Raw genomic sequence first — 23,619 nt, 5'->3', positions numbered from 1 at the left:
AGAGTCGAAATTTATGGAACTCATCCTGACAGAAGATTCCTCTTCATGTCAAATCTTCTAAACGCAAACTAAAAAAACATCAACACCCATCAAATTCAATAACTTACGGAACACCTGAATGCTAATTGAGCATTGTTTTTATATAAAATATGTCTATTCATAAAAAAGTAACCTATGAATTATCAACACAAAAAACTACAAATTTAGCAAAATAAAGCCAATAGAAGCACAAAACACCATGACTAGCAGATATTTGTGGTGAATTACTGTTGAAAACGTGTTGCAGAGATCCGCTTCTAACTAGTTCAATCTTATTTCGTGAACTGGTTCTCATTTTTAAAAGGCAAATAACAAAAACCTGCGAGCGGTCACATTCAGATGTTCGTGCTATAATGCGCGCCCCTGTCCCGATGAAGTTTCAGATATGCTACACAACCAGATAAAGAGTGATATCAAGCAGTGCTATGAGAACCTGAGCAACCAGCTCGATAACTTTATACCTAGAAGGGCTCAAAACTATCTGGTGGCTGAAATAGCCAAGACACTGGGCGGGGAATATCATGCCAAACATCGCATGCTGGTAGGTGAGGCTGGGACCGGGATCGGTAAGTCGCTCTCCTACCTATTGGGCGCCATTCCCTTTGCGGTGTTCAACAACAAAAAGGTGTTGATTTCAACTGCAACGGTCGCCTTGCAGGAGCAGCTTATCAACAAAGATTTGCCGCTTTTCAACCGCATTTATCCTAAAGAGTTCAGCTTTATCCTCGCCAAGGGTCGTCAGCGCTATTGTTGTAGCCATAAATTGGAAGCCAGCTGCAACAGTGATGAAAATCAGCAAGTTAGCCTATGGGAAGAAAAACCTAAAAAGTCTGATTTAGATCTTTTGAAGCGGATGTTGATAGCTAGTGAGAGCGGGAAATGGGACGGTGACCGCGATAGCTGGCCAACCACCATTCCTGATCGTGTATGGCAGCAGATAGTGGCCGATAAGCACAGCTGTCACTCAGGCCTACCCAAACACAGGGATTGCCCGTTTGCCAAGGCACGCGAACACTTGGAAAAAGCCGATGTCATTATTGCCAACCATGCCCTGCTCATGGCAGATATTGAGCTGGGTGGCGGTATCATTTTACCTGAGCCAGAAAAGACCATCTATGTGATTGACGAGGCCCACCACCTGCCTCAGGTTGCCCGTGACTTTTCTTCTGCAGCAGCAAGCCTGAAAGGTGCCGCAAGCTGGCTGGAAAAGCTCAATCAATCTGTCGGCAAGTTGGCCGAGTTGGCCGATTACAAAAAATCAGGCAGATTCCAGACGACGTTGAGCGAAAATATCGCCTTGCTGATCCCGTCACTGCGTCAAATCGCCAACAATATCGACGAGTCGCAGTTCAATAAAGACGGCGTTTACCGGTTTGAGCATGGCGAACTGCCAACTTGGCTGCAAGAAGAAGCCAAGGGTTGCAAAGACGCCAGCAAAAAAGCCTTGCAGTCGCTGGGAAAAATACACGATTTGATTTCCGAGCGCAGCAAAGACAATGAAATTTTGCCAAGAGTGGGTGAGCAAGCACTTACCGAGTCCGGCTTTTATCTACAACGCCTTGAAAACCTTGAAAAGGTCTGGACCTTAATGGCCCAGCCTAACAAGGACAAAGGCGCACCATTAGCACGCTGGATAGAAAAAAGCCCCGATCGTGAAAATGATTACATTATTGAAGTCTCGCCGCTCGAAGTCGGCCATCGCCTCGACCAGCTGCTGTGGAGTCGTGCTGTGGGGTCAATACTGGTTTCAGCAACCCTCCGCGCGCTGAACCAGTTCGATTATTTTTGCCGTCAGGCAGGCATCTTCGAAAAAGAAGCCACCCGCTTTCTCGCTTTGGCTTCACCGTTTGACTATAAGAACAACGCACGCTTGGTGATCCCGGCCTTGCCGCTTGAGCCTCAGGCAGAAAAATTTACCGACCTGCTCATCGACACATTACCGGAATACCTCGAAGGCGAGACCGCCAGCCTGGTGTTGTTCTCTTCCTATTGGCAGATGAACCAAGTCGCAGACAAACTGCGGCCGTTGGCGAAGAAAAACCGCTGGGAGCTGCTCATTCAAGGTGAAGAATCACGCCACATCATTCTAAAAAAACATAAAGAAAACTGTGAAAAAGGTAAAACCAGCATCTTGTTTGGCACCGGCAGCTTCTCTGAAGGACTTGATTTACCAGGGGATTTGCTCAAAAACCTGATCATCACAAAAATTCCGTTCGCCGTTCCTACCTCACCTGTGGAAGAAGCCCATGCCGAATATATCGAGAGCCGTGGCGGCAACCCGTTTTTACAAATTTCAGTACCGGAAGCAAGCAAAAAACTGATCCAGTCCGTCGGCCGACTGCTTCGAAAAGAAGAAGACACTGGACGGGTCGTACTGCTCGACCGTCGGGTGATCACCCGGCGTTATGGCAAAGCCTTGCTCGATTCACTGCCCCCTTTCGAGCGTGTTATCGAGCACGTCTGATTATAGATAGATACCTATGATAGAAATGATTGAGCCTAGCATGTGGCTTTTGCTTGGATTGGTTGCCTTGCTAGCCGGATTTATTGATGCGGTAGCCGGCGGGGGTGGCATGCTGACGGTCCCTGCCCTGCTCTCTATTGGTCTACCACCGCATATTGCATTGGGTACCAATAAGCTAGCGGCCACTTTTGCCTCTTCAACGGCGGCTTGGACCTATTATAAAAAACAATTGTTTTCACCGTCATTTTGGCACCAGTCCTTCATTGCCACTCTCATTGGTGCGATAGGCGGTACCCTGGTGGTAGACATGCTCTCAACGGAGTGGCTGGAAAAAGCCTTGCCGCTTATCATCTTAGCGACAGCGGTATACACGGTTTGGCACCCGCATCCCAAAGGGGACAAGCACAGCTTGCCTGAAAAATCAGCCAAACTGACCAAAAAGCAATGGCTGCAAGGAACCACCCTGGGGTTCTATGACGGTGTTGCCGGTCCCGGCACTGGCGCGTTCTGGACCGTTTCCAACATGGCCCTGTATCGGTTGGACATTTTGATGGCATCCGGCCTTGCCAAGGCCATGAACTTTACCAGTAACCTGACCTCACTGGTGACTTTTGCTATCTTAGGGCATATCAACATTGTATTGGGCCTGACAATGGGTGTTTGCCTGATGCTCGGCGCTTATATCGGCGCTCATTCAGCCATTCGCTTCGGTGCACGTTTCATCCGCCCTGTTTTTGTTACCGTTGTTATTATTCTGGCTATCAAACTGGCCTTGCAGGCTTGGTTTTAATCCGCCGCTGAATTTGGAGTCATACCGTGCTCGATTTCCAACGACTGGAAAATATTACAGCCCAACTGGCTGAGCAAGTCGCTGCCATCGATAGCCAGCGGGGCGAAGCACAACGCCCGTTATTTGATGAGCAGCTCTTTCACTGCCGCAGTAAACTGCTGACACCGTGTGTTGAAGAAATCCAAGAAGAGATCGTCGCGCTGCACCGTGAACATATCCAAGGCACTCTGGCACCCAGCCGCACCCAACATATTTGTGAACGTATTATTGCTCAGATCCAAGCAGTACAACGGGAGATCGCCACTCAGCATATCCGCAAAAGCGAGCCCCAGCGCATCAGACATTGGCAAAAGCCAATTTATGAACTCAAGCAAGATCTCGCCCAACATCAAGAATGGGCAAGACGCCTCGCGTCCATGCAACGAAACAAAGAAAGAGCGCTAAGCCAATGCCGCTCGGCCGATGAGCAACAGGCGTTACAAGACGAAGCCGCCACACTGGCAGAACGCCTGCACCGCTGTCGATTAGCACTGGCAAAAATAGAAAAACAGATCAGCTCGAGGGAGCGCAAAGGCTAATGGCACTTCATCTGGTTTACCACCCAATATATTCACAGCTGGCGCTTCCGCCGGAGCACCGCTACCCTATCAATAAGTACCGGATGCTCTATCAGCATCTGGATAATGAATTTGATTTTCAGTCACACCCTGAACTGAAAGTGCACCGCCCTCACCCCGTTGGCATTGATGAGATCAAACAACTCCACCACCCGGATTATATCGATGCGTTATTTGGAAACACGTTACCTGCAGCCCAAATGCGTCGGATTGGCTTTCCGTGGAGCCCGCAACTGATAGAGCGCACCTTAACCTCTTCGGGGGGGACTAAGTTAACGGTAGATTTAGCCTACCACCACGGTATGGGTATTCATTTGAGCGGCGGGTATCACCACGCCCATCACGACTTTGGCAGTGGCTTTTGTTTAGTCAACGATCTGGCACTGGCGGCTCGCCATGCCCTGACTCTCGAAGGTATCGACAAAGTGATGATTATTGACTGCGACGTCCATCATGGTGATGGCACAGCAACCTTGCTGGCTGATGATCCCGATATCATCACCTTTTCCGTTCACTGCGACAAAAACTTCCCGGCCCGCAAGCCCGATTCTGATATTGATCTCGCCTTGCCGAGAGAAACGACAACCAAAGAGTACTTGGATGCCTTTGGTGGGATCTTGCATTTAGCAATTGCCCAGCACCAACCGGATATGGTGATTTACGATGCCGGTGTTGATATCCACCAGCAAGACGAGTTGGGCTATTTCAATGTCTGTACTGACGGTATTTACCAACGCGATCATCTGGTACTTAGCCAATGTTATCAAGCCGGGATCCCTGTCGCTGCTGTTGTCGGGGGAGGATACCGAAGCGAACACCAACATCTGGTCAACCTGCATGCCCAGCTTATATACTCAGCATTAGACATACTGTCCAAGCACTAACCCTTTTACTCATTTTTAAACGAGCACTATGACTGAATCTACCTCATCGCCACTCGATAATGCACCTGAAGACATCAAGCTCGCGGTCGATCTCATTTACCTTCTCGAAAGTAACGAGATTGACCCGGAAACGGCACTCTCAGCCCTTGAGATAGTCAAAAGCGACCTAGAAGCAAAAGTGAAAGCCAAGCAAGGCAGTTAAGTTAACACCATTTCAATCCAAGCCACACCACATTGCTAAGAGCAGCAACGAAAAGTGGCTTGGGCATACCCCGTCAAAGAAATTACTCTCGACTCTCTTCGGGCTATCACATCCCCCTTAAACCGCAATCGCTGATATTCCGTCATCCGTGTGTTTCTGCCGACTCAAGGAGATTAGGTAAAAACACAAGGTATGTCAAAATAATGACGGAACAAAATAATCACAATGCTCGCGCTATATATTTATATTCAATTAAGTCTACGTAAAAGATAATATCTGACTTAGGTATTTATCTTATTTTTATATCGTTCTACAATCTTTGACTTAAAGAATTCTAATAATATTTCTGGAAACAAATTAAACTCATATATACCAACTGGAGCCGTAATGAAAAAGGGACTAACATTAACAGCCATTGCTGTTACTGTATTGCTATCGGGCTGTGCATCAGATTCAGATGCGACAAAAGCACTTCCACTGGAAAGTAATCAATCGGAAGTATCTACTCAAATCCATTCCGTTGGCCAACAAATCAACCAAGCAGAAGAAAAGCATAGCAAGGCAAAGGCTGATGAACTTCAATGGTTTGCAACCAAGTACTATCAAGAAGCATACAAAGCATTGAAAGAAGCCAAAGAGTACTACGCGGTGTTTGAAACAGAGCCAAGTAAAGCTCATAGCAGTACCGGTTTCTTTAGCTCAAGAACCAATATCCAAGCCTCAGAAGAAGCGCTGAGCCTTTTCAACCTTAATATTGCCAAAGCGGAAATTATCCGCGAAAAAGCATTATCTACTCTAGATGAAGCTTTCTCTTACCGAACACAATTACATTCTTTGGACGTCGAAAAATATTACCCAAAATCGAATGCACGATTAGAGTCTCAGCTAAAAACATTAGTGAATTATATTGCCGATGAGCGAATTGAACGTGCAACCTCAGGTCAGCCCGATCTTGTCAGCAAGCAGCGGGCACTTGAAGTAAAAACGGTGACTCGCATTTATCTTTCAGATGCCCAAAAAGAACTGGCACGCCTGAAAAATAGCAATATCGCTTTGCATGCTCCAGATACCTTGGCAGTGGCCTCTACCCGTGTAACCGCTGCCGAAGCTTATATCGGAGCAGAGCCACGCGCCTATAGCAACATTGAAGAAAAAGCGGCTGAAGCCATGTTTGCCCTCAAACATGCCGAGCATATTGCTGATGTTGTACAGAAACTAAAAGCCCTTCCTGAAAAAGATTATGAGCGCCATGTACTGACCTTCGAGAAATTGCTGGTCAATATTTCCAAAGCATTAGGCAGCGATGATCTGCGTGATAACCCAATCAATCAACAGGGCAAGCTACTTGTTGCTTTGATTGAAGATCAAAAAGCCCAGTCGAGTGAAGGGGAGCAAAATCTGCAGAATATCCTTGCCCAGCTATCAGAAGAGCAAGGTAAAGTGAGCGAGCTGGAAGCCTCTCTTTCCGACGAGAAGCAAGCGAACATTCAATCCGGCGATAAAGTAAAACAGCTTGAAGCCAAGATTGCCGAGCTCAATGCTTCTCTTGTTGCCGCTTACACCAAAGCGAATGAGCAAGCTGATGACATTAAATCAGACCCGGCTAGCTAACCTTTAATAGTGTATCAGAAACAAGAAGTGGCTAATTTGCCACTTCTTTTTTATTGACCTTTCCCTAGGGGTAAGGTTTACACTTGATGACAATATTATAATTTTTTGTGTACTGTTGATGACCTTACGCCGACCACACAATATGCTGGCACTACTTATGGTGTTGATGATAAGCCTAATCATCAACCCGGTGTTCGCTATGCCTGGTCACCAGCTAATGTTTAACCAGCAGTCCTCAACAAATCATCACACAGCTTCTGACATATCTTCTTCCCAAGAGATATCTTCAACCCAAGAAGTACCCTCTGCCCAAAATACATCTATGGCCCACGCCAGTTCTCATCACCAAGTTAAGCAGCAGGACATGCTCCACTGTAATGACTGTAGTGACGGGGCAATGATGGATTCAGACCATTGCGGCAGTGATGCAGATAATAAGCACTGTAATAGCTGTAACAGCAGTCACTGTCAGTATTCTGCTCTGCCGGTATTTCATCTCGCACAGTCAAATTTATCCAGTCAAGACGCCCCTCTACGCTTGCTGGTAAGTGCCCCTATTTCACGTCAAGAGACCAGCCTCCGCCCTCCTATTCACTAATTCGCACTTTGCCATCACTGGGCATAGCTATAGCTGCGGTTATCCATATGGCTGCTATTTGTCTATGCCCAGCCGTTATCAATGCCGAATAAGTGAAAAAAACATGCATAACTATAAGATATACCGTGCGCTAGGCATGGTGTCTTTGATTGGTTTTGCGGCCAGCTCTTGGGCCAGCAGTGAACCAGTCAACACGCTGCAATCAACCAGTACTCTAGCAGCACCAGCGACGTTACATGGGCTCATTGACTGGGCCGTTGAGCACGATGTTGCCCAGCAGCAAATTCAGTATCAGGCGGATGCGATCAGTGAAATGGGCATCGCTAATAGCCAATTGATGGATCCGAAAATGAAAGTCGGCATCGGTGGTTTGCCCGTCGATAGCTTTGCTTTCGATGAAGATCCCATGACCAATATTTCCGTGGGCCTGATGCAGCAATTCGGCCGCGGCAATAGCTTGTCTTTGCAGCAAAAACAAAGCCAGCAGCAAGCGGGAAGCGTTCGCAAGCAAGCGGAAGTACGCAAGCTGGATGTCACCAAAGCCATCACCACATCATGGATCGAGTTGGCATACCTCGAACAAAGTCATCAGCTGATTAAGCAAAACCAAGACTTGTTCCGCGAGCTTACCCGCTACCTGAGTACTAACTACGGTGTCGGAGCCAGCCAGGCCCAGGATTTGATCCAGGCTGAGCTGCAAGTTAACAAAATTGATGAGCAACTACAGTCAAACCAACAGATGCAGCAACGCCTTCGTGCCCAGCTATCCGAGTGGTTGGGCGAGCAAGCATGGCAGGTAAAACCCCATGCCTATCCGCAATGGCAGGCATTGAGTACTTACTTTGCGGCATCACCACAGGACCATTATCCAGCCCTTGCTAGCCACCCTAGCATTCAGGTGGCCGATGAGATGATCAAAAGCAACGAGACAGGTGTTGAGCTCGCCAATGAATCCTACCAGCCGCAGTTCGGTGTCGAGGTGATGTATGCCCATCGCCAGGCGGACCGAATGGACGGCTCACCTGCACCGGATCTCGTGAGTGCTTTTGTCACTGTGGATCTCCCATTGTTCACCGAAAAACGCCAGGACAAAAAACTCTCTGCCGCCCAGTATCAGGTTGGTGCCGCCAAAACCCAGCGAGATCTGATGTTGCGCCAGATGAATGCGCAAATCCGTGCTGCAGCTATCGACCGTGACAATACTCAGCAACGTCTGGAGCGATACCGCTCGACGTTACTCAAGCAAGCCAAAGAAAAAACCCAGGCAGTCGAGCGGGGCTATCAAAACAACACCAGCCAATTGGATGAGTATATACGTGCCGCCAGTGAAGAGCTGACTATCGAGCTGGAGCAGGCACGCCTTGCCGCCGACCTACAACAAGCAAATAACAATTTGGCTTACCTGCTGAACAAATATTAAGGGATACCATGAAACAGTCATTTTCTGTTGCCTTCATCGCTCTCGCCATCGGTGGCGCGTTGGGTTTCTATGCAAACACTTACTTTGCAAGCGGTGATTTTTCCGACGGGCAAAATGGGAAAGCAAGCAATGAGCCGCTGTACTGGGTTGCTCCGATGGATCCGAACTACAAACGAGACAAACCCGGAAAATCACCGATGGGAATGGATTTAATTCCTGTCTACGAAGAAGATCTTGCCGGCGGTAATGATGACCCAGCGGGCACTGTCACCATCAGTCCTGCTGTCGAAAATAATCTTGGCGTCAAAACCACCCAGGTCAAACGCCAGCAACTTGCGCCGAAAATTGATAGCGTCGGCTATGTCAGCTTCGACGAAAGCCAGCTATGGCAAATCAACAGCCGTGTCAGCGGCTGGATCAAAAACCTCAGCGTCAATGCTATCGGTGAGCGGGTACTGGCCGGCCAGGTGTTGTTCGAGATCTACTCACCTGATTTAGTCAGAGCACAAGAAGAGCTGATTAATGCCAAGCGTATGGGCAAGGCCGTACTGGTCAATGGTGCTAAGGATCGCTTACGTTCATTAGGGGTGGATAACGGCCAAATCAACGATATCCTCCGCCGCGGCAAAACCCGCCAATACATTGCGATCAAAGCGCCTGCTGACGGGGTTATCGCAACCCTAAACATCCGCAACGGTGCTTACTTATCGCCACAGCAAACGGTTATCAGCGGTGGCTCGTTATCTGATGTCTGGGTCGATGCCGAAGTCTTTGAACGTCAGGCCCACTGGATCACTCCGGGAACCAGTGCGGATATGTGGGTCGATGCCCTGCCGGGTAAAAGCTGGCAAGGCAAGGTCGACTATATCTACCCGATCCTCGATCCGGCAACCCGTACTTTGCGGGTGCGATTAAAATTCAGCAACAGTGAGGCCAACCTCAAGCCCAATATGTTTGCCAACCTCAACCTGATCCCACAAACCAAGGAATCGGTTTTGGTCGTACCGGAGCAAGCCGTGATCCGCTCCGGCAGCATGGCACGGGTTGTCCTTGCGCTCGGCGAAGGGAAGTACCGCTCTGTGCGCATTGAAACCGGCCGAACAGCAGCAGGCATGGTAGAAGTCATTGATGGCCTGACAGCCAATGACACTGTGGTCACTTCAGCCCACTTCATGCTGGATTCTGAATCAAGCCAAAGTGCCGACCTCAGCCGGATCAATACGCCTACTCCAGCCGAACCCGTCAACCAAGTCCACACCACCGGCGTGATCCGAAATATCATGTTGGGCCATAAAATGCTGACCCTGGATCACCCGCCTATTCCCGAGTGGGGCTGGCCGGCAATGACCATGGATTTCACCGTCAGTGATGACAGCGACCTTAGCCAGTTGGTCAGCGGCCAGTCGATCCGGTTTCTAATGACCAAGCAGGATGACGGCCAATATACCGTGTCAGAAGTCAAAGTTGATGATGGGCAAAGTGGCGCCGTCGATCACAGTAATATGGATCACAGTAGCATGGACCATAGCACCATGGACCACAGCACCATGGACCACAGCCTTGAGGCTCCAGTGAACAAGGGGACTGAGCAATGATCAGTGCCGTGATCCGATGGTCAATACAAAACCGTTTTCTGGTTTTGGTTGCCACCGCCTTTTTGGTTGCCTCTGGCATCTACAGCGTCAAGCAAACCCCCATTGATGCCATCCCGGACTTGTCTGACGTACAGGTCATTATCAAAACCAGCTACCCAGGCCAAGCGCCGCAGGTGGTCGAGGATCAGGTCACCTACCCGCTGACTACCGCCATGCTGGCAGTCCCGGGGGCAGAAACAGTTCGGGGGTATTCGTTCTTTGGTGATTCCTACGTCTATATCATCTTCAATGATGATACCGACATGTACTGGGCACGTTCGCGGGTGCTGGAGTACCTGAGCCAGGTTGCGCCTAACTTGCCGGATAGTGCCAAGCCGACACTCGGCCCTGATGCGACCGGTGTAGGCTGGATTTACAGCTATGTATTGGTGGATAAAACTGGCCAGCACGACCTGAGTGAGCTCAGAAGCCTGCAAGACTGGTTCCTGAAATACGAGTTGCAAACGGTTGAAGGCGTATCGGAAATCGCCACTGTCGGCGGTATGGTCAAACAGTACCAAGTGCAGATTGACCCGAATAAGCTGCGTGCCTACAACCTGACACTGCAACAGGTAAACATGGCAATCCAAGCTGGTAACCAAGAGGCGGGAGCTTCTGTTGTCGAACTTGCCGAGGCGGAGCATATGGTTCGCGCAACGGGTTATGTCTCCAATATTGACGATCTCAAGAACCTGCCGCTGAAAGTCACCGAAAAAGGCACACCACTGCTACTGGGTGATATTGCCGATATCAACCTCGGGCCGCAAATGCGCCGCGGGATCTCAGAGCTAAATGGCGAAGGCGAAGCGGTTGGCGGTGTTGTCGTCATGCGCTTTGGCGAAAATGCCCAAGAGGTGATCAGCAAAGTCAAAGATAAGCTGGCGGATCTCGAACGCAGCCTGCCTGACGGGGTGGAGATCGTCACCACCTACGACCGATCAGGCTTGATCGACGATGCGGTTAATAACCTATACGAGAAACTCATCGAAGAGTTTATTGTCGTTGCCATCGTCTGTGCCCTGTTCCTGTTCCACTTCCGTTCATCGTTGGTGGTCATGATCAGCTTGCCGATCGGTATCCTGTCGGCCTTCATTATCATGCACTGGCAGGGGATCAACGCCAACATCATGTCGCTGGGGGGCATCGCCATTGCCATTGGCGCCATGGTTGATGGTGCCATCGTGATGATAGAGAACGTCCACAAGCACATAGAACGAACCCCGCTGACGGATGAAAACCGCTGGCAGGTGATCAGCCGCGCCGCAGAAGAAGTCGGTGCGCCATTGTTCTTCTCGTTGATCATCATCACCTTGAGCTTTGTACCGGTATTTGCTCTGGAAGGCCAGGAAGGCAAGATGTTCTCGCCGCTGGCGTTCACCAAGACCTACGCCATGGCCGCCGCTGCCGGTTTGGCGATCACCTTGGTCCCGGTGCTAATGGGCTATCTGATCCGTGGCAAGGTGATGCCTGAGCACAAGAACCCGATCAACCGCTTGGTCATTGCGCTTTATCGTCCCCTGCTCAATTTCAGCTTGGCTTTCCCTAAAACAGTCATTGTTATTGCCCTGGCTTTGATGGCCTCTGCCTATTACCCAATGCAGAAAATGGGTAGCGAGTTCATCCCGCCACTGGATGAAGGCGACTTGATGTATATGCCGACGACTTATCCGGGCATTTCCATCGGCAAGGCCCGCGAGCTGCTGCAGCAAACCGACAAACTGATCAAAACCATCCCGGAAGTGAAAACCGTGTGGGGCAAAATCGGCCGGGCAGAAACTGCCACCGACCCTGCGCCATTGACGATGATTGAAACCATTATCCAGCTCAAGCCCAAAGAGGAGTGGCGTGAAGGCGTTACCACCGAAAGCCTGCGCCGCGAATTGGATAACCTAGTGCAATTTCCGGGCTTGACCAACGCCTGGGTGATGCCAATCAAAACCCGTATCGACATGTTGGCAACCGGTATCAAAACACCTATCGGGATCAAGATTGCCGGGCCGGATCTCAAACAGATTGAACAGATAGGTGCTGATCTTGAAACCTTGCTGCAAAACGTTGAAGGCACGGCTTCGGTCTATGCTGAGCGGGTCGCTGGAGGCCGATACATCACCATGGACATCAAGCGCCGTGAAGCCGCCCGTTATGGCTTGAACATTCGTGATATCCAACAGGTGATCAGTACCGCTGTTGGCGGGATGAAGGTCGGCGAGTCGGTCGAAGGACTGGAGCGCTATCCAATCAATGTCCGCTACCCGCAGAGCTACCGAAACTCCTTGGATAAATTGCGTAACCTGCCGCTTGTTACCCCCAACGGTGCCCGCATTGCCTTGGCTGATGTTGCCGACATCCGCTTTGAGGACGGCCCTCCGATGATCAAGACAGAAAACGCCCGTCCTAACGGCTGGGTATTCATCGACATCGATGGCCGTGATCTGGGCTCTTATGTCCAAGACGCCCAGCAAGTGGTTGCCGATCAACTTGAGTTACCAGCTGGTTATTCGCTGGTATGGTCCGGCCAATACGAATATATGGAGCGGGCCAAGGCACGACTCACCGTTGTCGTACCCGCCACGATTGCCATCATCATGATGCTGCTCTATCTCAGCTTCCGCCGTGTCGGCGAGGTGATGATCATCATGGGTACCCTACCGTTGGCAATGGTCGGCGGGGTATGGCTGATGGAATGGCTCGGCTACAACTTCTCGATTGCTGTTGGTGTTGGCTTTATAGCCCTCGCCGGGGTCGCAGTTGAAATTGGCGTCATCATGCTGGTTTACCTCAACCAGGCATGGAAATACCAACTGGAAGAGGCCGAACACTCCAACCAGCCACTGACGCTGGCATCACTCAACAAAGCAATTCAGGAAGGAGCTGGTTTGCGGGTGCGTCCAATCATGATGACTGTTTCTACCGTCATCATCGGCCTCATTCCCATCATGTATGGTTCTGGCACTGGCTCTGAAGTTATGCAGCGCATCGCTGCGCCGATGATCGGTGGCATGTCATCGGCACTGCTACTCACACTGGTGGTACTGCCTGCCGCTTTCCAACTGTGGAAGCGCATGAGTTACAAATTAACGAACTAACGGCTAACAATGACCCCGGTGCTCGGCACCGGGTAAGGATTTATAATGAAAGTAAACGCTGCGCTAACCCTCGCTCTTCTGCTTACAACACCGATGACTTACGCTGCTGGCGATCACGCCCATGCTCATAATGGAGACCACGAAGGCCATAGCACTATGCAAGGCCACCACGATATGTCAGGACATGGCGCAATGGCTTCTGCAGTCGGAATGCCGGCACCCGCAAAGCAAGCAACTCAAACCTACAACGTCACTCTGACCGATGACATGAAAATGCAATTCGAGCCAAGCTTAGCCATCAAACAAGGCGATGTAGTGCGATTTGTGGTAACCAATAAAGGCCAAATCCCCCACGAATTTTCGATTGGCAGCATCGATGAGCAGGCCAAGCACCGCGAAATGATGCGCGCGATGCCAGATATGGAACACCACGACGGCACGACACTCACCCTGGCTGGGGGTGAAACAGCAGAAATGGGCTGGCACTTCATGGGACAGAGCTTTGTTGAGTTCTCTTGCAACATTCCAGGCCACTCTGAAGCTGGCATGAAGCGTAATACGATTTTGAAATAACAGGATGGAACACACGATGAAATACTTACTACCTACCATTTTCCTCGCTCTAAGTAGCGGTCACGCCCTAGCCAGCGTTGATGCCCTAGGCAAAGCACAAGCTTTCGCTGAACTGACACCGCAAAAAGCCCTCGAGCAATCTCACCAGTGGCATCACACAGGAGAAGCGACGGTACGCGTCATGCCAGATGCTATCCATGCCGAGTTTGCCGACGGCTCCAAAGCTGAAGTGCCGACTGAAGATGATTTTCTGCTTTCTATCGCCCCCTACGAGCAAGTTACCCATGGTTGTACTTACCATGTCCCAACCGGCTGTCAGGGGGAAATGGTCAATAAGGCCATGATGGTAAAGATCACCGACACCCAAACCAATAAAGTGATCCAGTCCGGTATGGTCAAAACCCAAAAAGACGGATTCATTGATTTCTGGATGCCTAAAAACGGCAACTACCAATTCACCTACAACGGCAAAACCGCCTCAGAAGTCTTGAGTACCGAAGGCAACAGCCGTACCTGCATCACTACCATGCAGTTGCTCTAGATAACAGCTTTCCCTCCTGTAGGCATAAAACTGCAGGAGGGAGTCCACCTTTCATTCGCCTCTCGCCTATAATATATTTTGACAATCAAACTATATGATCACAGAATACCTTGATTATCAAAATATATAATTTTCAAACAAAATAGCTCAATGTAGGGAACACGCATGCATAGCGAGAATTTACAGCAATGGCAGCACAGCCATAATTTTGTCTCTATTAATCAACAAGGTGAACGTCGGACGTTATGGGTTCTCGGGTTAACTCTCGTCACCATGGTGGCGGAAATCACCGCAGGCACACTGTATGGATCGATGGCCTTGCTGGCCGATGGCTGGCATATGGGTACCCATGCAGCGGCATTTCTCATCACCCTGTTTGCCTACCGCTATGCCCGCAAGCATGCCAACAACCCGGCATTTTCTTTTGGTACCGGTAAAGTCAGTGTTTTAGGTGGATTTACCAGTGCTATCGCTCTTGGCTTAGTGGCGCTGCTGATGCTGGTCGAGTCTGTCCATCGCTTGTTCAACCCACAGGCAATACAGTTCAATGAAGCGATTATGGTTGCGGTGATTGGCTTGGTGGTTAACGTAATCAGCGTGTTCTTGCTGCATGATCATCATCATGACCACGATCACCACAATCATCATGGCCATGAACACAACCACGGCCATAGCCACGGTCACGGTCACGGTCACGGTCACGGTCACGATCATAACCTTCGCGCAGCTTATTTTCACGTCTTGGCGGATGCATTGACCTCACTGCTGGCCATTGTTGCCCTGCTGTTCGGTAAATATCTGGGCTATGACTGGCTCGATGCCATCATGGGTATGGTCGGTGCGGTTATTATCACCCGCTGGGCGTGGGGGTTGATGAAACAAACCAGCCCTATCCTGCTTGACGGCAATATCGACCATGAGTACCAGCAACAAATTGTCGATACCCTTGAGCAAGACGCCGACAACAAAGTCAGCGATATCCATATCTGGAAAGTCAGTGCCGACCATTATGCCGCAATGATTTCACTGGTGACCCATCAGCCAAAGGCAGCTAATGAATACAAGCAATTACTGTCAGAGTTCGATAAACTTAGCCATCTCACCATAGAGGTCAACAGGTGCCAAGAGGTACACTGACAGCGAGAAAGAAATGAAAGACATTGAACAGCTGAACCACACCATTATTGAATTCTACGAAAAGCTCTCTTCCTGGGAGCAGTCTGTTGTCCGTGGCAAGGGGTTCTCCCTACCGCAGGTCCATGTCGTAGAAATTCTTGGTGCCCACGGTGCAATGAGGATGAAGGAGCTGGCCGATAAAATTGGCGTCACAACCGGCACCCTCACTGTTCAAGTCGATAAGATGGTCAAGCTAGGCTTGCTAGTTCGACGTCCCCATGAGTCTGATCGCCGCTCCATTCTGGTTGAGCTAACAGCTGAAGGTGAAGAGTTGTATCAAGAGCATGATCAACTTCACCTCAGCCTAACTCAGGACATTACCGCCAAACTCAGCGCCGAAGAGTGCCAGCAGCTGCTTGCCAGTCTGACCAAAATGAACCAAGAGTTCTGAGCTATACAATCACGCCATCTCATCGAAACTTGGCATACAGATACTCTCAGGTATCTGTATGCCACCTCGAAATATGCGCTAGCATTAATGCGCACCCACACTCTTATTTTCTGGCTGAATAGACGTCACATAATTTGTCTTTTATCAAGAAATAGTTGGTAACCTGTCATCTCCCGACTAAAATCCTGAACCTTTCCTGAATAACAGTTGTCTGCTTCTAGACACAACATTCAACATACGGCTGTTTGCAGCCTTGGCCTTTCAGCAGGCATGACTGACAGAGACATGACCATCCTGGGCCTGACACGGATACGGATATGAGCGATACCACCTACGGCCAGTACAACCCGGCCTTTCAGTTTTCTTTTTTACACCCTCGCCATTGGCTTTTATGGGCAGCGATGCCATTTATTTTGTTTCTGGCCCTACTACCGCATAACGCTCGCAAAGGTATTGCCCGCTTTGCAGCAAAACTGATCCTAAAGAAGAAAAAAGGGGCTAAGCGACGGGCGCTGAAGAACATTGAGCTTTGCTTTCCCGATTACAACGAAAAACAACGTTTAGCTTTATTGGAAGATACTTTCACTGTCGCAGGCTGTATTTTACTCGGCTTCGCCCAACCGTTTATCAAGGGCCGCCGCTACGTACTCAACAGCCACGATGTGCACGGGATCGAACACTTGGAGGCCTTGCAGGGCCAAGACAAAAATATCATTATGCTGGTTCCCCACAATTGGGCCATCGACTTCTCGGCACTCTATTTTGCCGCCAATGACATGCCAATGGTGGCAATGATCAAACCGCAAACCAACCCCATCATCAACTGGTTGATGAATATTCAGCGCAAGCAATTCGGTGGCCGTATTTACCAGCGCAGCCAAGGGATCAAGCCTTATCTACGCTCCATCAAAGAAGGCTATCTGGCCTATTACCTGCCAGACGAAGAGCACCAGCTCCAGCAAAGTGTCTTCGCACCATTCTTCGGCCACGAAAAATCGACAGTCAAGGGAGTTGGCAAACTGGCGAAACTCTCAAACGCTGCGGTGTTACCCGTATTTCCGGCCTACGATTTAAAGACAGGAAAATTTACCATTACCATCCAGCCTACTTTGACTGACTTTCCCTCTGGCAATGAATACCAAGATGCAACGCGGATGAACCAAGAGCTGGAACATATGATCCGCCAGCAACCTGAACAATACATGTGGATCCTTAAGATCTTACGCACCCATCCTGATGGCAGCCGGCGCTATTAACTATTCAGCTCAGCTTGCTGGTACGTAGAATGAAAAAGGGCTGGATACAAAAAACATCCGGCCCTGGCTTCATTTTATTATTGATATATTGCTTCTACGTGTCGTTTCTTTCTAAAAACACTAGGCGGTTTCTAGCACTTTCACTCTCAAGCCATCATCGATTTGCTGCAAGGCTTCGAGCAGCTGCTCGGTATCCACTTCTGTTGGCACATCAACCTGCAGCTCGGCGAAGAACAATGCCTGTCCAAGATCGGGCACACCAATACGGTGGTTTTCAATTTTAACAATGCCGATCCCGATATTATCCAGGATACGTGTAATGTCATTGACAATGCCGGGGCGATCACTCGACTCGACTTTCAAGGTAAGATGATCGGTTTTGATCTCACCTGCTTCTTGAGCTTCAATGACCCGAATATCCAGTTCCTGCTGGGACTGGAAAAGTTCTCTCAACTGACTGACAGACTGCGCAGGAATATCAATTTTCAAGATCCCGACAACCTGATTATCCAGCCTGTTGATTTTACTAATCAGCCACTTCCCCCCAAGCTCGTGGGTTTTGGCCGCTAATTTATTGATAAGCTGAGGATGATCTTGTCCCGCTAGTGTGACGGTTAATTGTGTATTCATACGCGCTCCCCCTCTACAATCGAGCCAGAAACACCCTGGCTATATAGTCAGACTAGCAAGCAAGATGAAACCGTGCCGTGATAAGACTCGATTCTGATTACGAAAAACCCCTATAACCCTGTATTTAATTCACAAATTCGCATAAAAAAGCCAGTTACTTGCGTAACTGGCTCATCACTAATGTGCTAGCTTACTGGCTTCAGCTGTTGGTACGATATTTCTGCAGTATCTCACCCAACTGGCGGGAAGTGTCAGTCAAGCTAGTGCTGTTTTCAACCGACTGTTCACTCATGGTACGGATAACTTCCGACTGGGAGCGGATATCATGCAGCTCCGAGGCAATATCATTGGCTACCGTTGTCTGCTGGTGGGCAGCTGTCGCAATCTGAGTACTCATATCCATCACCTGGCGCGCCGACTCAGCAATACTATTCACGTCATGGCCAATCTCGGTGATCATCTCCCGGCTTTGGTGGGATTGCTCCAAGGTCACCGCAGTAATATTGGAAATACTGGTAGTTTCCAGCTGCAGCTTGTCAATCATGCTCTGGATCTCGACCGTTGCCTGCTGGGTACGTCCAGCTAAGGTTCTCACTTCATCAGCCACCACAGCGAAGCCACGACCTTGCTCACCGGCACGGGCCGCTTCGATAGCCGCGTTCAGGGCCAGCAAGTTAGTTTGCTCGGATATCGCATTGATAGTGGTGATCACCGCATTGATTTCCTCGGCCTTCTCATTAAGGCTACCTACTGCGCGGGAAGCTTCATCGGTTTGCTCTGACAGTTCGGTCACTTTGATGATCGCCTGCTGAACATTGCGGTTCCCCTGCTCGATACTTTGCATGTCGGAATCAGACTGCTCCGAGGTTTGCTGCGCGAGACCGGCAATGTCTTTCGCCGAGGCCGTCATCTCTTCCATTGCGGTTGCCACGGAATCAAGCGAGGTATATTGCTGGTTCACCTGTTGGCCTGCGCCTTGTGCATCATTGCTGAAGTTACCGGCCGCAACCTGCAGGTTCTGTGCGCTTTGCTTAACGGTATTCACCAGTTCACTCAAAGTATCCATAGTGCGGTCCAATTCAAAGCCGATGATCCCGAACTCATCCCGGCCTACATGGAAGCCCAGGCGGGAGGTCAAGTCACCATCTGCAATACGCTTGGTCGCCTGGTGCATTACCCATAGTGCACCGCCAAGGAAGGTCGCCATCCAGTAACACAACAGACCAATAGGCAAAAGGGTGATAAGAGTATAGAAAAAGCGCTGCAAGGCCTGATCTTTCCCAGCGTCGAGTGTTGCAGAGCTCCCCTGCGGCAAGCTTGCGGTTCCCAACGGCGTCACAGCGACAGCATCCTTGCCTGCACCACGGGAAGTGAAGCTAACCCCCTGCTGCTGTAAAACATTGCGCTGGGCATCTGCATCCAACCCAGATGCCTGCACGGTGTCAACCATCACCGTTAGCCTGGCTTCTGCTAGGGCAAGCTGCTGTTGTTCCAATTGGTTAACGGTTTGGCGGTATTGCAGGCCTGCAATCGTCGTTACCAAGATCGCTATCAGCGCAAACAGCACCCAAAACTTGTCATTGACCGACATTTTGACAAACAGCCGGTCAATAGTACGGAATTCAACCTCTCTCATCGTCGTTCCCTGTAATCATTATGGTTTGCGGCATATGGTATCAGCTCGCCAATCACAGTTGTGATACAGGGTTTATTTTTCAGACAACAGAGTCTATCTATTTCACCAAAAGTCGATCTTAATCACGATTAAGAGCACCCTTCTACCTCCACCAGAATGACAGACATAAAAAAACCGGCTGAAACCAACCCAAACAGGGTAGCTTCAACCGGTCTTTACTTCAGTCAGCGAAAGCGGGAGGATTTAAATCCCTGCGCGCTTGAACAGGCCTGCCATCAGTGGCGAGTTTGCCTTCACTTGCTTCGACTTGTTTTTAAATTCACGAGCCAGCGTTGTGTCGTTGATTGAGTTGGCAATGTAAATCATTGATTGGTACATATCGCCTGCAGTTTTGATGCGGGCTGTATCATTCATCGGGCTGATAATGTTCACCACATCAGTTCCCTTCATGCCGTTTTTGGTCGCATGATTCTCAACAGAATCCAGCAACTTATCTAAATCCATCACGAAGTCAGAATTTTCTACACCTAACTTCTTAATCTCTTTCAGGTTACGCTTGCGAACCCGATTAATAATAAATGCAGGCTTGTTGATAAACTTAAAGCCAGCAAAACCAGCAACAATCAGCAAGGCAACACCACCAGCTACATAACCCCAAATCGAACCCGAAGATTCAGCAACCGGCTGGATCACTTCGGCGGCGGTTGTAACAGACACTGGTACATCAGACATATTGGTAACCTTTCATTTCTCTGGAACAGAACAACAGTGACATTATGCACTCCGACCACAAAGAACTATGCGTTTTATCAATATTTGTTGCAAATAGGGTGATCGAGTTCAAGCTTTGGTAAATATACCAGCGAAAAAGTCGTGCCACAATGCATAACTCATCACATATGACGCTTAATGCTTAACCATCAGTAAAGCTGCAGCCAGCACCAAAGGGGAGAGGAATCGTACTCGGGAGATGTTCCTGAGCCTCAGGCGTTATTGAAAATGCATGCAGCATAGAGCGAATCCGGATACCAGTAATGGCAAATAAAAAGTGCCGGCAAACTCGACTGCCGGCACCTTTTAGACATCTTAAATCGCTGCTCTGGGAATAAATTTTCCCTGGATTACTTCAGCTTGACCACTTTCCCAGTCAGCGCAACGCCAGAGATAAATGTACCAGCACCACATTGAAATGTAGTATTACTCGTTGTGAGGTTGTTTTTGTAATTTGATTTAATATCAACTACCGCATTAGCGCCTTCTTGTACTGCTCGGTCTTTCAATGAAATCATGGCTGACAGAAAGACCCACTGGCATGCTTCCAGATCTGTTTTATTGAATGCATTAGTCTTTTTGTTCGTTTTGAATTCACCAAAGTTCTTTATGACTTTTCCATGAGACTGCTCACCAAAATAAAATTTAATGTCATCACCTAATTTTATCTTTGCCTGCTCAGTACTTAATGCATCTTTTATGGAGTAATCACCTATATCATCTTTCGCATAGGTCAATGAGGAGAATGAAATAATTCCAGCAATCAATAATGAAATATAAACTTTCACAGTATATCCTTCTACTTTAAATATAAAATTAAGTGTCAATAACACAGCGCATGCACTAACAAACGCCAAGAACATTCCTCGAGCACATAAATCGTAATAACAAACAACTAATTTTACACGAGGGATTTTAATATCCGTATTTCAGTCGTCACAAAAATGACACCAGCATCATATTACTGCTTCCACTCACTCGAAAGAAGGAAAATATCGAGTGAAATAGACATTTATTACACCATCAGCTGATACCTAAAAGCGATAGCAGTGCCATAGCGCACTTCATCTATTTTCTTAAATCCGCAATAATGATAAAAAGATTGCGCTTCCTGACTAAAATCAGGCGTTTCCAATTCTATAGCAGTCAAGTTATCAGCCTTTCGTATAAGATAGCAAATAATTGCCTGCCCAATACCTTGACCTTGCCTTTCTGTACTAACAAATAAACGATAGAGCTGTAACGTATCACCGACAATACCATAATAAAAACCAGCAACAGCAACCCCACTTTGTTTCACTACATAATAATGATATTTTTCCAGCAACAAGCGTTGTGACTCGCAGCAATCAAACCCAGGAGGACCAGAACCACAAACTTCAACATCGTGCCTAAATGCAGATATTTGAATCTTTACAAGTTGATCTATGTCATCAACTTGTGCTTTTTCGAAATGATACTTAGCCATTTCAGCATCCTGTAATTCAATTAATATGTGCCTCATGATTACTCGAGAGGCCAGTGATAATAAATAAGGATATTTTCACCAGCAAAATATTTATATGTAATTATCCAATTTTAGAGCTATTGAAGAAAAACGAAATAAAATAGGCTCACGGAAAATCCAACTATGAACATCAATATACTTACTTTAATATAGAGCCATAGAATCTTTAACATCTTCGCCTCCATAACTACCATAAAAGCTACTAATGAAGATTTTCATCGGTAAGGAAACCATAGCTGCGATTTCTACTCGAAATTGTCTCAATGTAGTAATTGAAAAGGCAAATATTGAAAATGATAAAACTAAGAAGCTGAGACTTGTTTAAGATTCAAGAAACGAAATGAAGGTAGTGATGACTATTGGTTTGATTTACCAAACGCCAGATGGGTGGAAGCCCCACCAGCCACATCTCGGCACACACGTCGCTCGCTGCGGCTGCTCCCTTCCGGGCCTGACCGGGTTCACGAGTTAGTGTTGCGAGAGGACCAGCAGGGCCTCCATAGATTCTTTGTCTCTTTACGAGAACGGGATGGATTATCCGCTATGGCTGGGGCGATTGCAATAGCCCAACCGCACATTCCCGACCGACTGCCGATTTATTACCCAAACCTTCCCAACTTCACACAGTTAGTAGCGCTTAAAGCTCTTCTTCTGGGTCTTCCAGTAGGTACTCCCCGAGTAAAGCCCCGCCTAGCACCAATAGCCAAGCAACCAATATCGGATTGGGTACCTCAAACCAAGGTACGAGTACCAGCGTAGCAAAACCGACTGCAGGCAATATCCACATCATTCGTGGCACCCACTCATTGAGTTTACTATTTGCCATGCCTTGCAAGGAGGCAATCAGGCCAGTCACACACAGGGCTACCAATGCCGCATGGGCTAAGCCCCCAACCCACAAGGGGATCACCAAAAACAGCGGCCACCAGGTATTACCTTGAACCGGACGCCAACTTCGGGCTGCAATCCAGATCACCCCAACCGCCAAGATTTGGATAATAGTATACGCGGGTGCCCCATCAAGCTTGCCTTCTGTTTGCAGCGCCATGAGGCCGACATCCATCGCCAGCACAATGGAGATCAACAGCGCCGCCAGTTGCCATGAGCTTTTGGGCGAAAAGCTGACAGCAAACACCGGCAGCATCATAAAGACACTGACTGAGAGTGCGATAGGTTGTTCGGGTAGAACAAAACCGAAAGTGCCTAGGCCAATCAACAATAGCCAGGCAGATACGCCACCTTGTGGTAGCAACCACAAAGCAGGAATGGCAAGGGCCAGTGCAGGCAGCTCTCCTTGGCTTTGCCCCAATGCACTAACTCCGACAACGGTCAACGCGATGCTGACCATAACAAGTAACGCGGCATACAACATGGCAGCACCTCCTTGCGTTCTCTGATAACCGTAATACCATGATCGGCAATCAGGTTTTGTTTGGTACAGGTATAAATATGGATGATTTTGCGGCGCAAATCTACACCCAAGTTCACCAAATTCCACTTGGAAAAGTGGCAACTTATGGTGATATTGCTAAATTTGCAGGTTTTCCCGGCTATGCACGCCAAGTGGGGCGATTAATGGCGACCTTACCAGAAGGTTCGACTATCCCCTGGCACCGGGTGGTGAATGCAAAAGGGGAGATTTCCCTAACGGGGCACGATTTGCAGCGCCAACGCCGTAAATTGATCGAAGAAGGGGTGGAAGTCAGTGAGAGCGGAAGGATGAAACTCAGGCTATACCGCTGGGATGGCTTTTGATGGCACCTAGAGTAAGCAACTGCCGCTTGCTCTAGGTG

Annotated in this window: 22 protein-coding genes and 1 other RNA gene; 16 read left to right on the top strand and 7 right to left on the bottom strand. The window is 48.7% G+C overall.

Features of this window, described 5'->3' with window-relative positions:
• Positions 1-424 precede the first annotated feature (424 nt).
• The 15 genes from dinG (at position 425) to lpxM (ending at position 17,282) form a co-directional block, all read left to right on the top strand.
• Positions 425-2,503: an ATP-dependent DNA helicase DinG gene (gene dinG / locus ACXAD4_RS04610; RefSeq protein ID WP_475239093.1), complete on the top strand. Its 2,079-nt coding sequence runs from the start codon at positions 425-427 to the stop codon at positions 2,501-2,503.
• Between the two features lie 16 nt (positions 2,504-2,519).
• Positions 2,520-3,293, top strand: coding sequence for a sulfite exporter TauE/SafE family protein (locus ACXAD4_RS04605; RefSeq protein WP_475239090.1), 774 nt, complete (start codon positions 2,520-2,522; stop codon positions 3,291-3,293).
• 26 nt (positions 3,294-3,319) lie between these two features.
• The gene (priC, locus tag ACXAD4_RS04600; protein WP_475239088.1) at positions 3,320-3,871 is read left to right on the top strand and encodes a primosomal replication protein PriC; all 552 of its coding nucleotides are present in this window, start codon (positions 3,320-3,322) and stop codon (positions 3,869-3,871) included.
• A complete protein-coding gene (locus tag ACXAD4_RS04595; RefSeq protein WP_475239086.1) occupies positions 3,871-4,794 on the top strand; it encodes a histone deacetylase family protein in 924 nt (307 codons plus the stop codon). Before priC ends, ACXAD4_RS04595 begins: the two co-directional genes overlap by 1 nt.
• A gap of 28 nt (positions 4,795-4,822) precedes the next feature.
• Positions 4,823-4,996 (top strand): pleiotropic regulatory protein RsmS, encoded by a 174-nt coding sequence (rsmS, locus tag ACXAD4_RS04590; RefSeq protein WP_317523487.1) that lies wholly within the window; start codon positions 4,823-4,825, stop codon positions 4,994-4,996.
• A 387-nt stretch (positions 4,997-5,383) separates the two neighbouring features.
• The gene (locus ACXAD4_RS04585) at positions 5,384-6,607 is read left to right on the top strand and encodes a hypothetical protein (RefSeq protein ID WP_475239083.1); all 1,224 of its coding nucleotides are present in this window, start codon (positions 5,384-5,386) and stop codon (positions 6,605-6,607) included.
• 118 nt (positions 6,608-6,725) lie between these two features.
• A complete protein-coding gene (locus ACXAD4_RS04580) occupies positions 6,726-7,205 on the top strand; it encodes a hypothetical protein (protein WP_475239082.1) in 480 nt (159 codons plus the stop codon).
• 103 nt (positions 7,206-7,308) lie between these two features.
• Complete coding sequence (locus ACXAD4_RS04575; protein ID WP_475239080.1) at positions 7,309-8,625, top strand: TolC family protein; 1,317 nt, start codon at positions 7,309-7,311, stop codon at positions 8,623-8,625.
• An 8-nt stretch (positions 8,626-8,633) separates the two neighbouring features.
• Positions 8,634-10,220: an efflux RND transporter periplasmic adaptor subunit gene (locus tag ACXAD4_RS04570; RefSeq protein ID WP_475239077.1), complete on the top strand. Its 1,587-nt coding sequence runs from the start codon at positions 8,634-8,636 to the stop codon at positions 10,218-10,220.
• Complete coding sequence (locus ACXAD4_RS04565) at positions 10,217-13,345, top strand: efflux RND transporter permease subunit (protein WP_475239074.1); 3,129 nt, start codon at positions 10,217-10,219, stop codon at positions 13,343-13,345. Before ACXAD4_RS04570 ends, ACXAD4_RS04565 begins: the two co-directional genes overlap by 4 nt.
• 45 nt (positions 13,346-13,390) lie before the next feature.
• Complete coding sequence (locus ACXAD4_RS04560) at positions 13,391-13,918, top strand: cupredoxin domain-containing protein (RefSeq protein ID WP_475239071.1); 528 nt, start codon at positions 13,391-13,393, stop codon at positions 13,916-13,918.
• 16 nt (positions 13,919-13,934) lie between these two features.
• Positions 13,935-14,459, top strand: a complete 525-nt coding sequence (locus ACXAD4_RS04555; protein WP_475239069.1) for a CueP family metal-binding protein — start codon at positions 13,935-13,937, stop codon at positions 14,457-14,459.
• 165 nt (positions 14,460-14,624) lie between these two features.
• Positions 14,625-15,596 carry a CDF family Co(II)/Ni(II) efflux transporter DmeF gene (gene dmeF, locus ACXAD4_RS04550; protein WP_475239068.1) on the top strand — a complete coding sequence of 324 codons (972 nt, stop codon included), beginning with the start codon at positions 14,625-14,627 and terminating at the stop codon, positions 15,594-15,596.
• Positions 15,597-15,609: 13 nt separating this feature from the next.
• Positions 15,610-16,026 (top strand): MarR family winged helix-turn-helix transcriptional regulator, encoded by a 417-nt coding sequence (locus ACXAD4_RS04545; protein WP_475239065.1) that lies wholly within the window; start codon positions 15,610-15,612, stop codon positions 16,024-16,026.
• Positions 16,027-16,343: 317 nt separating this feature from the next.
• On the top strand, positions 16,344-17,282 hold the full coding sequence (gene lpxM / locus ACXAD4_RS04540) for a lauroyl-Kdo(2)-lipid IV(A) myristoyltransferase (RefSeq protein WP_475239063.1): 939 nt from the start codon (positions 16,344-16,346) through the stop codon (positions 17,280-17,282).
• A gap of 120 nt (positions 17,283-17,402) precedes the next feature.
• On the opposite strand, the gene ACXAD4_RS04535 is transcribed toward lpxM, so the two are convergent.
• The 7 genes from ACXAD4_RS04535 to ACXAD4_RS04505 form a co-directional block, all read right to left on the bottom strand.
• Positions 17,403-17,912, bottom strand: a complete 510-nt coding sequence (locus ACXAD4_RS04535) for a glycine cleavage system transcriptional repressor (protein ID WP_475239061.1) — start codon at positions 17,910-17,912, stop codon at positions 17,403-17,405.
• Between the two features lie 199 nt (positions 17,913-18,111).
• Positions 18,112-19,548, bottom strand: coding sequence for a methyl-accepting chemotaxis protein (locus ACXAD4_RS04530; RefSeq protein WP_475239058.1), 1,437 nt, complete (start codon positions 19,546-19,548; stop codon positions 18,112-18,114).
• 243 nt (positions 19,549-19,791) lie between these two features.
• Positions 19,792-20,280, bottom strand: coding sequence for a hypothetical protein (locus ACXAD4_RS04525; protein WP_317523502.1), 489 nt, complete (start codon positions 20,278-20,280; stop codon positions 19,792-19,794).
• A 389-nt stretch (positions 20,281-20,669) separates the two neighbouring features.
• A complete protein-coding gene (locus ACXAD4_RS04520) occupies positions 20,670-21,107 on the bottom strand; it encodes an excinuclease (RefSeq protein WP_475239055.1) in 438 nt (145 codons plus the stop codon).
• Between the two features lie 227 nt (positions 21,108-21,334).
• Positions 21,335-21,787 (bottom strand): GNAT family N-acetyltransferase, encoded by a 453-nt coding sequence (locus ACXAD4_RS04515; RefSeq protein ID WP_475239052.1) that lies wholly within the window; start codon positions 21,785-21,787, stop codon positions 21,335-21,337.
• Between the two features lie 433 nt (positions 21,788-22,220).
• An RNA gene (gene ffs / locus ACXAD4_RS04510) (signal recognition particle sRNA small type) lies at positions 22,221-22,317 on the bottom strand.
• 146 nt (positions 22,318-22,463) lie between these two features.
• Positions 22,464-23,198, bottom strand: a complete 735-nt coding sequence (locus ACXAD4_RS04505) for a VP0952 family biofilm-associated protein (RefSeq protein ID WP_475239050.1) — start codon at positions 23,196-23,198, stop codon at positions 22,464-22,466.
• 77 nt (positions 23,199-23,275) lie between these two features.
• Between ACXAD4_RS04505 and ACXAD4_RS04500 the strand changes: the two genes are divergently transcribed.
• Positions 23,276-23,581, top strand: a complete 306-nt coding sequence (locus ACXAD4_RS04500; protein WP_475239048.1) for an MGMT family protein — start codon at positions 23,276-23,278, stop codon at positions 23,579-23,581.
• Positions 23,582-23,619: the final 38 nt, after the last annotated feature.

It is taken from the genome of Photobacterium sp. AWH4_225 (assembly GCF_056158405.1).
This window is presented reverse-complemented; position numbering and strand designations above follow the sequence as displayed.

What these genes read in the sequence shown, in the direction of transcription:
- ACXAD4_RS04575 (WP_475239080.1), top strand. Translation starts at nt 7,309, where the DNA reads ATGCATAACTATAAGATATACCGTGCGCTAGGCATGGTGTCTTTGATT.
- ACXAD4_RS04585 (WP_475239083.1), top strand. Translation starts at nt 5,384, where the DNA reads ATGAAAAAGGGACTAACATTAACAGCCATTGCTGTTACTGTATTGCTA.
- ACXAD4_RS04525 (WP_317523502.1), bottom strand. Translation starts at nt 20,280, where the DNA reads ATGTCTGATGTACCAGTGTCTGTTACAACCGCCGCCGAAGTGATCCAG.
- ACXAD4_RS04580 (WP_475239082.1), top strand. Translation starts at nt 6,726, where the DNA reads ATGACCTTACGCCGACCACACAATATGCTGGCACTACTTATGGTGTTG.
- ACXAD4_RS04545 (WP_475239065.1), top strand. Translation starts at nt 15,610, where the DNA reads ATGAAAGACATTGAACAGCTGAACCACACCATTATTGAATTCTACGAA.
- ACXAD4_RS04535 (WP_475239061.1), bottom strand. Translation starts at nt 17,912, where the DNA reads ATGAATACACAATTAACCGTCACACTAGCGGGACAAGATCATCCTCAG.
- ACXAD4_RS04605 (WP_475239090.1), top strand. Translation starts at nt 2,520, where the DNA reads ATGATAGAAATGATTGAGCCTAGCATGTGGCTTTTGCTTGGATTGGTT.
- ACXAD4_RS04505 (WP_475239050.1), bottom strand. Translation starts at nt 23,198, where the DNA reads ATGTTGTATGCCGCGTTACTTGTTATGGTCAGCATCGCGTTGACCGTT.
- ACXAD4_RS04500 (WP_475239048.1), top strand. Translation starts at nt 23,276, where the DNA reads ATGGATGATTTTGCGGCGCAAATCTACACCCAAGTTCACCAAATTCCA.
- ACXAD4_RS04565 (WP_475239074.1), top strand. Translation starts at nt 10,217, where the DNA reads ATGATCAGTGCCGTGATCCGATGGTCAATACAAAACCGTTTTCTGGTT.
- dmeF (WP_475239068.1), top strand. Translation starts at nt 14,625, where the DNA reads ATGCATAGCGAGAATTTACAGCAATGGCAGCACAGCCATAATTTTGTC.
- lpxM (WP_475239063.1), top strand. Translation starts at nt 16,344, where the DNA reads ATGAGCGATACCACCTACGGCCAGTACAACCCGGCCTTTCAGTTTTCT.
- dinG (WP_475239093.1), top strand. Translation starts at nt 425, where the DNA reads ATGCTACACAACCAGATAAAGAGTGATATCAAGCAGTGCTATGAGAAC.
- ACXAD4_RS04570 (WP_475239077.1), top strand. Translation starts at nt 8,634, where the DNA reads ATGAAACAGTCATTTTCTGTTGCCTTCATCGCTCTCGCCATCGGTGGC.
- ACXAD4_RS04560 (WP_475239071.1), top strand. Translation starts at nt 13,391, where the DNA reads ATGAAAGTAAACGCTGCGCTAACCCTCGCTCTTCTGCTTACAACACCG.
- ACXAD4_RS04595 (WP_475239086.1), top strand. Translation starts at nt 3,871, where the DNA reads ATGGCACTTCATCTGGTTTACCACCCAATATATTCACAGCTGGCGCTT.
- ACXAD4_RS04515 (WP_475239052.1), bottom strand. Translation starts at nt 21,787, where the DNA reads ATGGCTAAGTATCATTTCGAAAAAGCACAAGTTGATGACATAGATCAA.
- ACXAD4_RS04530 (WP_475239058.1), bottom strand. Translation starts at nt 19,548, where the DNA reads ATGAGAGAGGTTGAATTCCGTACTATTGACCGGCTGTTTGTCAAAATG.
- ACXAD4_RS04555 (WP_475239069.1), top strand. Translation starts at nt 13,935, where the DNA reads ATGAAATACTTACTACCTACCATTTTCCTCGCTCTAAGTAGCGGTCAC.
- rsmS (WP_317523487.1), top strand. Translation starts at nt 4,823, where the DNA reads ATGACTGAATCTACCTCATCGCCACTCGATAATGCACCTGAAGACATC.